We start from the raw sequence: 14,011 nt of genomic DNA on the forward strand, positions 1-14,011 counted from the left end.
AGGGATGATCCATTGATGGACGTACCGGCTCTGTGGGACGAAAATCGCATATATGAAACGTTTCACGGCATCATCCGGCATACCGCGCCGCCTTCTCCTGCAGGCGGGTGTCGCCACGGCGGCCGCAGCCGCACTTCCCCAGCCGGCGCCGGCGGCCGGGGCCGCCGATGAACCCGACTGGCGGCGCTATGTCGTCGGACCCGCCGATCGGCACGTGACGCCGTCCCTGGTGACGGCGACCACCGGGGACGTGCGCGACCCGGACGCCCTGCTGACCCGTGGCGGCACCGTCACCGTCCTCACCCGGCCCCGGCCCACGGCACCGCCACAATGGCCCGCGGGAACCACCGCCACCGCCTCGTCGTTCCACGCCCCCAACGGGGGCAACAACGGCACACCCACCACGTACGAACCAGGCAACGCCGTCGACGCGGATCCGGGGACGTTCTGGAACGACGCGGAACCCGCCACCTACCCGGCGGTGCTGACGATCACCACACCCACGGCGCAGACGCTGCCCGGGGTGACGCTGCTGTCGAACGCGGACGGCGTACCCGTCGATTTCACGGTGGAGACCTGGGACGGCACCGCCTGGCAGCCGGCCGCGACGGTGACCGGCAACAGCGACGTCCAGCGGGCGGTGCCGTTCGGCGCGGCGGTCACCACCGGTTCGGTACGGCTGACGGTGACCCGCACCCAGGACACGCCGCGCGGGCAGTACACCCGGGTGAACGCGCTGTGGCCCGGCGTCGTCGAGGCGGCGGCCGCCCCGAGCGTCACCGTCGACTTCGGCAAGGTCGTCGTCGGCTACCCGCGGGTGGTCTTCGCGTGGGCGTCGGACAACAACCCCGGGGTGCGCCTGGCGTTCTCCGAGACCCTGCAGTTCCTGACCGACCGCTCCGACTACACCCGCGGCGACGGCTCCGGCGGCCCGGGCACCGACCAGTACGCCGTACCGGCCGGCGGCGCCGACTGGCTCGACCAGCCGGGCGACCAGAGCGGCACCCAGGTGCACGCCGAGGGGCTGCACGGCTTCCGCTACCTGAAGATCACCCTGGACGCGCTGCCCGCCGACGCCCCCGCCGCGCTGCCCTACGGCCAGGTCGCCATCGACGCGGTGGCGCTGGAGTTCACCGCCTACCTCGGCACGCCGGAGTCGTACGCGGGGACGTTCCTCTGTTCCGACGACGAGCTCAACCGCTACTGGTACGCCGCGTCGTACGCGGGCGAGCTCACCGTCGACACATTCCGGGCTACCGACTGCGACCCCCGCGATGCGGCGAGTCCCACCCTCGAGGGCAAGCTCGTGCTGCACGACGGGGCGAAACGCGATCGGGACCCCTACGTCGGCGACCTGGCCGTCTCCGGGCGTACCCTCTATCTGACCCATCCGGATGCCGCCGTGGCCGCGCGTAACGTGCTCGCCGATCTGGCCGCCCACCAGCGATCCGACGGTTTCCTCCCGCCCGCCTCGATCGTCGGGTACGCCTTGAAGCTGTTCGACTACCCACTGTGGTGGATCACCACGAGCTGGGACTACGTGCTGTACACCGGTGACCGGGCGTACGCCGCGGACCACTGGACGACGCTCACCGCCGTCCTCGACACCTGGTATCCGAGCGTCACCGACGGCGACGGCCTGCTGAGCAAGGGCCTCAACGCCACCGGGGAGTACGGCGACTACGCCTTCCTGCCCCGCAGCGGCCGGGTCACCTACTACAACGTGCTGTACGTCCAGGCCCTGCGCGACGCCGCCCGGATCGCCGGCTTCCTCGGTTACACCGCCGACGCCGACCGCTGGACCCGCCGCGCCGCCACGGTCACCGCCGCGGTCAACGCCAAACTCTGGGACGCCACCGCGGGCGCCTACCTGGACACGCTCGACGGCCCGGTCCGCCACGGCCAGGACGGCAACTCCCTCGCGATCACCGCGGACGTCGCCGACCCCGCCCGGGCCGCCTCCGCGCTGCGTTACCTGGACGCCACCACCCGGCAGCCGTACGGCAACGCGTTCATGGACAACAACACCCTCCCCGGCGTCGGGGGCGCCTCGGAACGGGTGTACGCCTTCACGTCGTACCCGGAGATCGTGGCGCGTTTCCGGACCGGCGCGGCGGACAGCGCGATCGACCAGATCAAGCGCACCTACGGCTGGATGGCGGCACACGACCCCGGCAGCGCCGCATGGGAGGGCATCGGACCCGGCGGCAAACCGTACGAGGACGGCTTCACCAGCATGGTCCACGGCTGGTCCACCGGCGTCCTGCCGGCCCTGACCAACGAACTGCTCGGCGTGACACCGACCGGCCCCGGCTTCACCACCTGGACCCTCGAACCGCACCCCGGCACGACGGCGTGGGCACAGGGCACCGTCCCCACACCCCACGGCCCCCTGACCGTCTCGTGGCAGCGCACGCCGTCGACGTTCACTCTCCGCATCACGGCACCCACCGGAACCCGTGGCCAGGTCGTCCTGCCGGCCCAGGCCCGCACAGCACGCACGACCCTGAACGGCGCCGCCGTTCCCGGAAGGACAGTGCGGGACATCGGCCCGGGCACGCACACCATCGTCGTGCGCTGACCCGCACCGATCTACCGGGACACGACGACGGCGTGATCAACCGGCCGCAGCGGGTGGATCACGCCGCCGTCACCCCCGGCGGCGAACGGCGTGCGATGCGTCAAGCGCGTTGGCGGGCCATCCACTGCCAGAGGTGGGTGCCGTGGCTGCTCGGGTCGTTGCGTGCGGCGTAGATCCAGGACCAGTGGCCGGGGAACTGGTAGCCGTTCCAAACGACGTGGTCGTAGAGGGAGACCAGGGAGCCGGGGATGAGGTCATGCGCGTGGACCGTGTTGGGTCCGGGGGCGACCGTGTCGTCGTCGCGGGACGCGATGAGCCAGGTCGGGGTGGAGATGGCCCGGAGCTCGGCGTCGGTGATCATGGTCGGGCCGCCGGGTTGCAGGGACTCCACCACACCGCAGATGGGTACGGAAGCCGCGAACAGCTCCGGATAGACGGTCGTCATCTTGAGGCTCATGTAGCCGCCGTTGCTGCAGCCGGCGACGTAGATGCGGTCCCGGTCGACGGGGTTGCGGCGTACGACCTCGCGGATGATCTCCATGATCCGGGGCGCGAAACGGTCGCCGTCCTCGAGCCAGAACGACGTGCTCTGCGGGGCCACGACGTACGCGCCGGAGAAGATCCGCTGCGCCTGCGGGGTGGCGAACCCGAGCGCGCCCCGATTGGCCCGCAGGGTGGTCTCGTTGTCGTAGTAGTTGTCGGGCAACGAGGCCCCTTCGCCGCCGCCGTGCAGCCAGACGACGAGCGGGCGCCTGCCGGACCGCTCCGGCGGCGAATACAGCCGATACTTCATCCCCGAGCCCGAGACTCGATAACCGAAAGCGTCCACCTCCGGGTTGACCACCCGCCCCTGCACAAAATCTTGAATGGTCACCCGCCGCCGGCCATCAACCACAAATGCCAAATTCTGCACCAATGTGTACGCGAGGACGAGCCGAACATTGCGCCCCCTGCCCGCGATGTACCCGAGCGTCGAGGCGCCGGCCTTCCCCTCCCCGTGCTCGAGCTCCACCACCACGTTGCCGCGCCGGTCGAGCCGCACACCGGTCACCACGCGGTCCAGGTCATACTCGCTGAAGATCTGATCACCCGGCGCGACGGGAACCGGGCTCGTGGCCTTCACGTGCACACTGAACGTGCCGGTCGTCAGGCTCGCCGGGTCGACCCGCCCGAGCCGTCCGGTGGCGAGGGTCAGCGAGGTGACCTGCTCCCCGCCGTCCAGCGTCTCGGCATTGACCGTGAACCCCACGCCGGCACCCGAATGCCCGCCGGCCTGAGCCGCCGCGCCCGGAAGAGTCAACCCGACGGCGGCGCCCGCGCCGGCCGCAAGCACGGAACGACGACTGACCGAGGTGGCCACATTGCCTCCCTGTTTCCTACCCGTTACGAATAACGCAGTGATACGGGTCTATCACAGGCCCGTCACCCCGCGGAAGGATCCGGGCCCGCCTGCCCAGCGGCGGCGGTCGCTGCGGTCGCGTTCCTCGGGGTGAGCGCTTAGGCTGAGCGGGTGGATGCGGCCCGGGGTGTCCTATGTGCGTGCTGCGGCGGCCTGGTCGTCGTGGTCAGCGAGTCGGCCCACCCGACCGGCGTCTTCATCCAGCACGGCCGGTGCGCGGACTGCGGCACCAGGCTGTGGCGCTTACTGAACGAGCAGCGCGTGCCGTTGCCCGATCAGCGCGGCCGATGGACACCCCCGGCCAGCGACACCAGACGCACGGCCCACCGGACCTTCCGGCACGTCGAGCGCTACTCCTGGCCCGCTGGCCGCCCGTCCCAGCGAACGGACCCCACCCACCCCCGACGCTGACGCGCCCCCGCACACCCCGCACACCCCGCACCCCTGACGCAGCCCGCGACGCTCCCGGATCCTGCCGTCCCGCAGCCCCCGGGCCAGCCCCGCACACCCCGCAGCCCCCGGGCCAGCCCCGCACACCCCGCAGCCCCTGAGGCAGCCCCGCGGAGTCCCCAGCGCGACCGGAAGTATGGATGCGGGCAAGAACGAGGGCCCCGGTGCTGAATCAGCACCGGGGCCCAAGGGTTACGGGTCTTAACCACCATCTACCGGCAGAAACGCCGGGTTGTCGTATCCGCACCAGCCCGATACTCGGGTTTCGGGTGCGAGGACCGCATAAGCGTGACCGGAGACCACCTCTCGTTCGATGGAGACAACGGTGTCCGCGCCCAGCCCACATCAAGCGGCCGGTAACGGGCGATCCAACGGTGTGAAGCCCTCCCTTTCCTCTGATTTCCTCAACTCATCCGCCGGCGCCGGAACCCCACGCGACTTCATGGCCCCGAACACGTGCGACGAACGTCCTGCCCTGCCACTTCTCGAGCCGGGTCGGTGTCGGTCCAGCTCCTTCACCCCAGGAACCGGGGTGGTAATCGTCTGCGTCTTCACTGTTGTTTCGTGTTCGACAAGAGAAACGTTAACCCTCCGCGCCGAGCATGTCTAGTACCGAGAGCATAGATTTTCTAGGGAAAGATCTTCACTCTTTCGGACCGGGGCTTTCGCCCGGGGAGGCCCGGCGCTAGCGTCAACGCTCCGAGAAGCCGCTCAGGACCCCGGTGGCGCACGTCAGCCACGTCCCAGGAGCGGTAATGACGAACAGATCCATGATCAGCGACGAGCTGGCGAAGTACGTCCTGCCGGCGGCGCAGTTCGATGGGCTGAGCCTGGAGGTGCTGGACGCACCGCGGGCCGCACGGTTCTGGAGCGCCGCGCTCGGCGGTGGCACGGTTCGCGACGTCGGTCCAGGGCGGCTGCGGATCGATGCCGCGCCCGGTCGGTCGCCGCGAGAGATTCTGCGGCTCACCACCGTTCGCGAGCTACGCCCGCAAGCGACCAGGGCGCATCTCGACCTGCGGCTCAGCGGGGCGGCCCCGGACGTTCTGGTCGCTGCCGGCGCCCATGTCGTACGGTCCCCCGGTCCTGATCCCTGGTTTGTCCTGGCCGATCCGGAGGGCAACCAGGTCTGCGCCTATCCCGCGGCCGACGATCGGCCCAGCGGGATCTTCCAGCTCGTCGTGAAGTGCCGCGACGCGTACGCCCAGGCCCGGTGGTGGGGCCGCGTCCTCAGCGGTGACGTGATCGCCGAGGGTTCGGCCGCCGCGGTCAAGGCCGCACCCGGCTTTCCGTGGGACTACCTGGTTTTCGACCCGGTGCCCGAGCCCAAGGTCGCCAGGAACCGGCTGCACTGGCACCTCGATCTGCGGGACCGCGACCCGTCCGCCCTGCTCCTGGCCGGTGCGACCGTCCTGCGGCAGCCCGACGCGATCCATGCCCCCTGGGTCCTGGCCGACCCGGAGGGCAACGAATTCTGCGCGTTCACAGAACGGCTCTGATCGGCCCCGCGAAGGATCGGCCCCGCGAAGGATCGGCCGGCGGAGAACCGGCTCAGTATCGGGGGCGGGGTGCCGATCAGGCGGGAGTGAGCGCCACAGAGACGCACCTGGCAGGGCTCGGCGACGTACTGCGCGACGGTGGGCTGCACTGCGTCTATCAGCCGTTCATCGATCTGGACACCGGGGCGGTGCTGGCCTACGAGGCGCTGCTTCGCGGGCCGAGTGGCACCAGGTGGGAATCGCCGATGGCGCTGCTCGACGCGGCGCGGGCCGAGGGGCGCCTCGCCGACCTCGAGCTGGCCTCGCTGCGGTCGTCGCTGACGGATGCGGGGGCCCTGGCGCAGGGGCGGCCGGTGACGTTGTTCGTCAATCTCGAGCCCAGCACCCTCACCCAGCGGCTGGACATCGTTCTCGGGGCCCTCGCCGAGCGGGCGCCGCACGTGCAGGTGGTCGTCGAGATCACGGAGCGGGCCCTGGCCGCCGATCCCGCCGGGATGCTGGCCGGTGCCGAGCGGCTCCGGGGCGCCGGGTGCGCCATCGCCGTGGACGATGTGGGGGCCCAGCCCGAGTCGCTCGCGTTCATCCCGCTGCTGCGGCCCGAGGTGGTCAAGCTCGATCTGCAGCTGCTGCGTACGGTCAAGGATCCGGCCACTGTCGCCGTGGCGGGTGCTGTGCGGGCGTACGCGGAGCAGTCCGGTGCCGAGGTCGTGGCGGAGGGTATCGAGACCCAGGACGACCTGACCCGGGCGCTGGTCCTCGGCGCGACGCTGGGCCAGGGCTGGTTGTGGGGCCGGGGTGAGCGCGGTTTCGCACCGTCGGCGTTCCGGCCGGAGCGGTTCACCGCGCGACCGATCGGGCCGGCTCTGCACGCCACGCCGTACGGGCTGGTCGGGGCTCGCCACCGGGTCAGGCACGCCCCGAAACATCTGCTCATCCCGGTGTCGAAGACGCTGGAGCTGATGGCGGTGCAGGCCCCGGTGCCCCCGGTCCTGCTCGCGGCGTTCGAGCATGCCCGGTATTTCCGGCCGTTCACGGTCCAGGACTACACCGAGCTCGCGGCGAAGCTGCCGTTCATCGGTGTCCTCGGCGTGGACATGCCGGCGAATCCCGCTCCCGGCGTGCGGGGTTCGGCCCTGCCCGTCCAGGATCCGCTCGCCAGCGAGTGGACCGTGGTCATTCTCGGCGCTCACACCTCGGCGGCCCTGATCGCCCGGGATCTGGGCGACGCCGGATCGGACGGCGACCGTGAGTTCGAGTTCGTCGTCAGCTACGACCGCGAACTGGTCACCGCGGCGGCACATTCCCTGGTCGGCAGGCTGACTGCAGGCTGAGTGCGCAGCAAGCCGTTCACACCGTGTGCACCGGCAGGCTGTCCATGCCGAAGACGATCGAGGCCCGGCGGAACTGCAGCTCGGCCGGGTCGACCGCCATCCGCAGGTCCGGGAAGCGCCGCACCAGGGCGGGGAACGCCGTACGCAGCTCCATCTTGGCCAGCTCGGCGCCGATGCAGCGGTGCACGCCGTACCCGAACGCGAGGTGGGAACGGCCGGGGAGGCGGGCCGGGTCGATGCGTTCCGGGTCCGCGCCGACCTGCTGGTCGCGGTTGGCGCCGCTGAGCGAGCAGATCACCACGTCACCCGTGCGGATCGGCACCCCGCCGATCTCGAGGTCCCGGATCGCGACGCGTGGGAAGGCCACCTGGACGACGGTGAGGTAGCGCAGCAGTTCGTCAACGATCGCGTCGACGTTCTCGCCGGCGCGCAGCTGCGCGGCCATCGCCGGGTCCTCCATCAGGGCCAGCGCGCCCAGCGCCAGCATGCTGGCCGAGGTCTCCAGGCCACCGGTCAGCACCCCGTCGGCGAGACCGGCCAGCTCGCGGTCGTCGATCGCGTCGCCGTGGGTCCGGATCAGCGCACCGAGCAGGCCGTCGCCGGGGGTGCGGCGCTGCTCCTTGATGAGCCCGTCGAGGTAGTTCAGCGACTCGGAGACCGCGTCGAGGGGTGCGTGCGCGCCGGCGCCCATGTCGAACCTGGACATGCTGACCTTCTCGAAGTACTCACGGTCGGCGTACGGCACCCCGAGCAGTTCGCAGATGGTCAGCGCCGGGATCGGCAGCGCCCATTCGTGCCACAGGTCGGCGGGCGCACCGGCGGCTCCCAGCGCGTCGAGCCGGTCGGCGACGATGGCCTCGATCCGCGGCTGCAGGCGGCTCAGCCTGCGCATGGTGAACTCGGGGGTCAGCATCCGGCGCAGGCGGGTGTGGTCCGGCGGGTCGGCGAACCCGAGACCGCCCGGGTCGGCGCTGATCTTGATCCCGACCTTGCCCGCGAATTTGCCGAAGTCGTTGCTGAACCCGTCCAGGCTGCCCAGCACCTCCCGGGTCGCGTCGTCGCCGGTCACCAGCCAGGCCCGGATCCCGAACGGCACCGGCAGCTTGCTGACCGGTTCGCGCCCGCGGATCTCGGCCATCCGCTCGACCGGGTCGAGGCCGTCGCGGTGCAGCGGCCACAGGATGCGGTCCGGGAGCAGGGCCAGGCCGGCGTACGGGCCGTCGCCGGCGAACCTGCGGGCCAGCGACCCCAGCACCTGTGAACGAACCGCGGACACCAACGACGTCAAGCCCATCCGGCCACTCCCCGACTCGGCGAACCATCGGGGCCCCGATGTCACTCGCGCGCCCATGATCACACGGAAGGATTACGTTCTGCGAAACTGCTCCCCTATAGTGGCTTGATAATCAAGTGATTAGATTTTCAAGCTTTAGAGTGGGAGTACGCCATGACCGGTCCCCGTGCGCTGATCTCCGGCGCCAGCATCGCCGGCCTCACCACCGCCTATTGGCTCGGACGCGCCGGATGGGACGTCGAGGTCGTCGAACGGTCCGCGGTGTTCCGTGACGGCGGCCAGAACATCGACATCCGCGGCGCGGCGCGCGAAGTCCTCGCCGAGATGGGCCTCGATGAGCCGGTACGCCGCCGGAGCACCACGGAACAGGGCACGGCGGTGCTCGACGCCCGCGGCCGCGCCGTCGCACGGTTCCCGGTCGAGGATCCGGACGGTCTCACCGCCGAGCTCGAAATCCTGCGGGGCGACCTCGCGCGGATCATCCTCGACGCGCTGCCCGCCGGCGTCCAGGTGCGTTACGACGACCAGATCACCGGGGTACGCGACCAGGACTCCCACGTGGAGGTGACGTTCCAGCGGGGTGCCACGGCGGACTACGAGCTGCTGGTGATCGCGGAGGGGGTCCGGTCGCGTACCCGTGACCTGGTCTTCGGATCCGCCGTCACCCGCCGCGAGCTCGGGCTGAACATGGCTTACGGAACCATCCCGCGGACCGGGGACGACGACCGATGGTGGCGCTGGTACTCCGCGAGCGGTGGCCGGCAGATCACCCTGCGTCCCGACAACGCGGGCACCACCCGGGCGACGCTGGCGTTCACCACCCGCGGGCAGAACCTCGCCGAACTGCCCCTCGACCAGGCCCGCGACGCGTTGGGCGAGGTGTTCGGCGACGCCGGCTGGCAGGCCCAGCGCGTGGTCGACGGTTTCAAGGGCTCCGACGACGTCTACATGGACTATCTGACCCAGATCATGATGCCGTCGTGGGCGAAGGGGCGCGTCTGCGTCACCGGTGATGCCGCGTGGTGCGTGACCCCGCTCGGTGGGGGCGGCACCTCGCTCGCCATGATCGGCGGCTACGTCCTGGCCGCGTATCTCAGCCGGGAGCACCACGGCGCCGCCCTGGAGTTGTACGAACGCTGGATGCGGCCCCTGATCGACGATGCGCAGAAGCTGCCACCCGGCACGCCCCGGCTGTTCTACCCCGCGTCCGCGGCCGGCGTGGGGGTCCTGCGTACGGTGGCCAGGATCGGCAGCCTCGGCGTGCTCCGCAAACTCACGTCACGCCTCAGCCATGTGGCCCAGACCGGTCAGGCACTACCGGCGATCGCCTCCACCCGCCCGGGGTCCGCTCGATAGCGCCCGCCGCGGCGAACGCGTCGAGCCAGCCCTGCATCGGCCAGGTCCCCCAGCGGTCCGCGAAGAGCCGGCCGTTGCGCAGGATGTCGTCGAGGTGCTGCCACGGCGGGGTCGAGGTCGGGTGGTGCTGGTGGTAGGCGTGCGCACCCCCGACCCAGACGAGGGGTACGCCCGCCGCCCGTGCGGTGAACGCGAAGTCGGTGTCCTCCCCGCCGTACCCCTCATAGGACTCGTCGAAGCCGCCGACCGTACGCCAGGCCTCCGCCGTCACCGCGAACGACAGCGACCAGAACAACCGGTGCTCCCCCGGCACGTTCTCCCCGTCGGGCGGCGCGGGTCGCGCCGCATGCGGTGCGGTCAGGGCCGGGAGGTCACCAGCGTCCTCGGGCAGGACGCCTTCCGGCAGGTACGTGACCGGGCCGCACAACAACGCACCCGGATGCGCGGCGGCAGCGGCGCCGTACCGCGCGAGCAGGTCCGGGCCGGGAAGGCAGTCGGCGTCGAGCAGGACGAGCAGGGTGGCGCCCGCTTCGAGGGCCGCCTCGGCACCACGGTCGCGCCCGGCGGCGAGGCGCATGCCCTGCTCCCCCGGCCGGACGTGCAGCATCTCGGCTCCGGCGAACTCCGGCACGGACGGCGGCGCGTCGGCGTCGAGCCAGACCACGATGCGGCGCACGGGCTCTGACGTCAGCAATCGCTGCTGGCGGCGTACGTGGTCGAGACGGGACGCGGAACAGATGGTGATGACCGCGATCATGATCCGACCTGCGCGATCGCGTCGGCGGCCCGATGCGCGGCACCGGTGACACCCCACAGTGCCCAGTCGGGTCGCAGCGCCCGGGCCTGGTCGAGCACCACGGGCCAGGCGTCGTCGTCGGGCCAGCTCGGCTCGACGACGGCGAGCTTGTGGTCGGCTAGGAAGCGACCGGTCGCCACCTGCTCGTCGAACGGTCGTGGCTGCGGCACGACCACCGCCCGCGCACCGGCGGCGGCGAGATCGGCGATGCTGTTCTGCCCCGCCGCCGCGACGACGACCTCGGCGCGCAGCAATGCCTCCCAGGGATCCTCGATCCACGTCGAGCCGCCCGCGATGCTCCAGCGGGTGCCCGGGGTCGCGGCTGCCGCGCGGGCGACGCGATCAGCGAGGTCGCTCTCGGCGGTGCCGCCGCCCAGCACGAGGACGGTGCCAGGGTCCGGCACACCATCACGGGTACGCCCGTCGAAGCGCGAGATACCGCCGACCTCGACGAGTCCGTGCTGCGCGGGTGAACGGTGCGCACCCGCGGGCCACGGTGCCAGGACCCGGGCAGCCGACGCGTACGCGAGCCGGTGCGGCCCGTCGCCCCGGTCGCCGGGCTGGGTGACGACAACGGTGGCGACGCCGAGGAGCCGGACGAACAACGCCACCTCCACGGAGACGTCGACGACGAACCGGTCGAAGCGCTGCCCGGCGATCGCGTCGGCGATGACGGCGAGCCTGCGCGCGTGCCCGGCGTGACCGAGGGGCGCCCAGTGCAGCAGCCCACCCGCGGTCGGGTCGGCGCCGGCCGGGTCGGGGGTGCCGTCGTTGTCGAGGTCGAGGCGTACCCAGCGGGTGTCCGGCGGGAGGTTCTGCGGTGCGGGCAGGGAGCTGAAGACCGTGACGTCTCCGGCGAGATGCGGTCGCACCGCGCGGAAGCGGGTCAGGTGGCCCGCGCCGTGGTGGTGGAGGTACCAGCCCGTCATACCCATGCGCCGGCTCCCGGTCGTGCGTGCGTCGCGGCCAGGTCGAACACGGTTTCGAGCTCGGCTGCCCGGTGGCCCAGCGAGAACCGCGCGATGGCCGCCGCGCGGGTCCGGTGGCGGCGCTGCCGTTCGCCCCCGCCGGCGTTCGCGAGATGCCCCGCCGCCTCCGCCAGTGCCTGGACGTCGCCCATGGGCACGAGCCGGACCGCCGACGCCGTACCCGCGACCTCACCGATGCCGCCGATGTCGAATGCGGCGACCGGCGTACCCGTGGCCAGGGCCTCTGCCACGACGAGGCCGAAGGGCTCCTCCCAGAGCGGGGTGACCAGTGCGCAGGCGCTGCCACCGACGAGCTGCGCGAGCTCCGGCTGGCTGAGCGGGCCGAGATACTCGACGCCGTCGCCGAGGAACGGGCGGATGTGCTTCTGGAAGTACGGCGCGTCGCCGACCCGGCCCGCGATGCGCAGCGTCCGCCCGGTGAGCCGCGCGGCCTGCACGGCGAGGTGCACGCCCTTCTCCGGGACGACCCGTCCGAACCAGACGAGGCCTTCGCCGCCGGGCCCGAGGTGCCAGCGGCTGCTGTCGATCGCGTTCGGCATCACCATCGCGTCGACACCGTGCCGGCGCCACTCCGCGGCCGTGTAGGCGCTGACGGCGAGGAACCGTCCGGGCCGGACCGCCGCGCGGGCCGCCTCGACGAGCGCGGGGAGCGGCGGGGTGTGCAGCGTCGTCACCATCGGGACCCCGAGCTGGTCGGCGCGGGCGAGGGGCTGCGGGTGCAGGCTGTGATTGTCGACCAGGTCGATCGTGTCCGCGTTCCAGCGGATGAAGTCGAGGGCTGCCTCCAGCGCGGGAAGGGCCCGGTCGAGGTGTCCCGGCGGGTAGGTCGAGTCGGTCGCGTCCATCTCGTCGGGCCAGACCGCCGCGGGCAGGCGGAACTCCGCCGGGACGTCCTCCTGGAACTGCGAACCCTCTACGGCACAGAGGAGTACGCGGTGACCGCGCGCTCGGAGCATCCGGACGCGGTCCCACACCATCGCTTCGAGCCCACCGGCGTGCGGCTCCCGGATGGGGTGCCGCAGCGGCGCGATGACGGCGATGGTGCGGGGACGTACGGCACGGGCGCTCATGCTGCCAGCTCTGCGGGCTCGAGCGGTGCGGCCAGGTCGGCAGGCGCGGGCGGCGCGGCCAGGACTCGCTTGTAGACGGCGGTGTGGGCGGCGGTGATCGCTGCGGCGTCGGTTGTTCGACGGCGGCGGCGTTCGGTGAGGCGCGCAGCCCGGCCGGCCGAACCCGCGCGGGGTGCGGCGGCGAGGAGCCGCCGCACGGCCCGGGCGAGCGCGTCGCCGTCACCGGCGTCGAACGCGGCGAAGTCCTCCGGGTGCTGCTCGCCGACGTACCCGACACGCGGGCCGGCGACGGGGACGCCGAGGTCCCAGCAGAGCTCGGCCCAGCCGGAGTGCGTGCCGGTGCGGTACGGCAGCACGGCGACATCCAGGTCGGCGATGGACCGCGTGAGAGCGGCGTCGTCGAGCCGCTCGCTGCGGTGCAGCTCCGCGGCGGGATGCGCGGCGACCAGCGCGGTAACGATCTCGCGGGCGGCCTCGTCGCGGACCCGGTCGTTGACCTGCACGCGGGCGACCGCGGCGACGCCCTGCGCCCGGAGGCGGTCCACGGCGTCGAGCAGGGTCGCCACCGCGCGCACGGCGTCGGTGCCGGGACGGATGTCGCGCAGGTGCACGCCGAGGACCGCGGCGTCCGAACGGCGCCCGGCGGGTGCGTCCGCGTCGAGGGCGAGCACGTGCGGGTGCGCGACGACCTCGGCCACGCGGCCCCAGCGCCGCCTGATCGCGGCGGCGGCGCCCGCGGTCAGCGTCACGACAGCGTCGGCGGCGGGGACGAGGATGTCGAGGTGCTCGAGGTGCTGCGCCTGATCGATCAGCTGCGGGTTCTCGAGATCGTGCAGCGTGTAGACGAGCGGGCGGCCGCTCGTGCGCAGCGCGCGTACGAGCGAGCGGAGGTGCTCCGCCGGGAACGACTCCGTGCCGAAGTGGATGTGCATGACGTCGAAGTCGTTCCGGTTCGCCGTCACCCAGGCGGCGTCGCACATCACCGGCGGCCACCAGCGGCCGTCCGGGGCGCCGGGCGGCGGCGGGTCGGGCAGCAGGTCGATGCCGCCGCCCGTCAGCACGTGCCGCACGTAGGGGTGCGCGGACGGGATCGGAGCCACTCTGATGACGGGTGCGGTGAGCTGCACAGCGGCCTCCTTGAGGATCGGTCAGGTGGTGCGGGCGACCGACGCCAGGCTCGGGGTGCGCGCAGGACACGGTATGCCCACAACGTCCCGGGATTCGCTGAGATGTTTCTGACAACATC

10 protein-coding genes are annotated in these 14,011 nt (G+C 71.8%); 4 read left to right on the forward strand and 6 right to left on the reverse strand.

Annotated features, from left to right (window positions below; translation table 11 throughout):
• Positions 1-52: 52 nt before the first annotated feature.
• The gene (locus Aco04nite_RS05035) at positions 53-2,581 is read left to right on the forward strand and encodes an alpha-L-rhamnosidase-related protein (protein WP_212995974.1); all 2,529 of its coding nucleotides are present in this window, start codon (positions 53-55) and stop codon (positions 2,579-2,581) included.
• A 100-nt stretch (positions 2,582-2,681) separates the two neighbouring features.
• Here the strand turns inward: Aco04nite_RS05035 and Aco04nite_RS05040 are convergent, their stop codons facing one another.
• The gene (locus Aco04nite_RS05040; RefSeq protein WP_212995975.1) at positions 2,682-3,941 is read right to left on the reverse strand and encodes a prolyl oligopeptidase family serine peptidase; all 1,260 of its coding nucleotides are present in this window, start codon (positions 3,939-3,941) and stop codon (positions 2,682-2,684) included.
• A gap of 1,244 nt (positions 3,942-5,185) precedes the next feature.
• Between Aco04nite_RS05040 and Aco04nite_RS05045 the strand changes: the two genes are divergently transcribed.
• Together Aco04nite_RS05045 and Aco04nite_RS05050 are read left to right on the forward strand one after the other, a co-directional pair.
• A complete protein-coding gene (locus tag Aco04nite_RS05045; RefSeq protein WP_212995976.1) occupies positions 5,186-5,929 on the forward strand; it encodes a VOC family protein in 744 nt (247 codons plus the stop codon).
• A gap of 86 nt (positions 5,930-6,015) precedes the next feature.
• Positions 6,016-7,260, forward strand: coding sequence for a sensor domain-containing phosphodiesterase (locus Aco04nite_RS05050; protein WP_212995977.1), 1,245 nt, complete (start codon positions 6,016-6,018; stop codon positions 7,258-7,260).
• Between the two features lie 16 nt (positions 7,261-7,276).
• Here Aco04nite_RS05050 and Aco04nite_RS05055 read toward each other — a convergent pair whose 3' ends face one another.
• A complete protein-coding gene (locus Aco04nite_RS05055) occupies positions 7,277-8,554 on the reverse strand; it encodes a cytochrome P450 (protein WP_212995978.1) in 1,278 nt (425 codons plus the stop codon).
• Between the two features lie 153 nt (positions 8,555-8,707).
• On the opposite strand from Aco04nite_RS05055, the gene Aco04nite_RS05060 reads away from it, so the two are divergent.
• On the forward strand, positions 8,708-9,910 hold the full coding sequence (locus tag Aco04nite_RS05060; protein ID WP_212995979.1) for an FAD-dependent monooxygenase: 1,203 nt from the start codon (positions 8,708-8,710) through the stop codon (positions 9,908-9,910).
• Here Aco04nite_RS05060 and Aco04nite_RS05065 read toward each other — a convergent pair.
• The 4 genes from Aco04nite_RS05065 to Aco04nite_RS05080 are packed head-to-tail and all read right to left on the reverse strand — an operon-like array spanning position 9,840 to position 13,892.
• Complete coding sequence (locus Aco04nite_RS05065) at positions 9,840-10,667, reverse strand: glycosyltransferase family 2 protein (RefSeq protein ID WP_212995980.1); 828 nt, start codon at positions 10,665-10,667, stop codon at positions 9,840-9,842. The genes Aco04nite_RS05060 and Aco04nite_RS05065 overlap by 71 nt on opposite strands.
• Positions 10,664-11,641: a glycosyltransferase gene (locus Aco04nite_RS05070; RefSeq protein WP_212995981.1), complete on the reverse strand. Its 978-nt coding sequence runs from the start codon at positions 11,639-11,641 to the stop codon at positions 10,664-10,666. Before Aco04nite_RS05070 ends, Aco04nite_RS05065 begins: the two co-directional genes overlap by 4 nt.
• Positions 11,632-12,765, reverse strand: a complete 1,134-nt coding sequence (locus Aco04nite_RS05075) for a glycosyltransferase (RefSeq protein WP_212995982.1) — start codon at positions 12,763-12,765, stop codon at positions 11,632-11,634. Before Aco04nite_RS05075 ends, Aco04nite_RS05070 begins: the two co-directional genes overlap by 10 nt.
• Positions 12,762-13,892, reverse strand: a complete 1,131-nt coding sequence (locus Aco04nite_RS05080) for a glycosyltransferase (RefSeq protein WP_212995983.1) — start codon at positions 13,890-13,892, stop codon at positions 12,762-12,764. The genes Aco04nite_RS05075 and Aco04nite_RS05080 overlap by 4 nt, the downstream gene beginning before the upstream one ends.
• Positions 13,893-14,011: the final 119 nt, after the last annotated feature.

Origin of the sequence: Winogradskya consettensis (genome assembly GCF_018332715.1) — a bacterium.
GTDB lineage: Bacteria > Actinomycetota > Actinomycetes > Mycobacteriales > Micromonosporaceae > Actinoplanes > Actinoplanes consettensis.

Bases quoted from the DNA above. Each gene is read 5' to 3' on its own strand.
- Aco04nite_RS05035 (WP_212995974.1), top strand. From the start codon at position 53: ATGAAACGTTTCACGGCATCATCCGGCATACCGCGCCGCCTTCTCCTG.
- Aco04nite_RS05045 (WP_212995976.1), top strand. From the start codon at position 5,186: ATGACGAACAGATCCATGATCAGCGACGAGCTGGCGAAGTACGTCCTG.
- Aco04nite_RS05055 (WP_212995978.1), bottom strand. From the start codon at position 8,554: ATGGGCTTGACGTCGTTGGTGTCCGCGGTTCGTTCACAGGTGCTGGGG.
- Aco04nite_RS05060 (WP_212995979.1), top strand. From the start codon at position 8,708: ATGACCGGTCCCCGTGCGCTGATCTCCGGCGCCAGCATCGCCGGCCTC.
- Aco04nite_RS05065 (WP_212995980.1), bottom strand. From the start codon at position 10,667: ATGATCGCGGTCATCACCATCTGTTCCGCGTCCCGTCTCGACCACGTA.
- Aco04nite_RS05070 (WP_212995981.1), bottom strand. From the start codon at position 11,641: ATGGGTATGACGGGCTGGTACCTCCACCACCACGGCGCGGGCCACCTG.
- Aco04nite_RS05075 (WP_212995982.1), bottom strand. From the start codon at position 12,765: ATGAGCGCCCGTGCCGTACGTCCCCGCACCATCGCCGTCATCGCGCCG.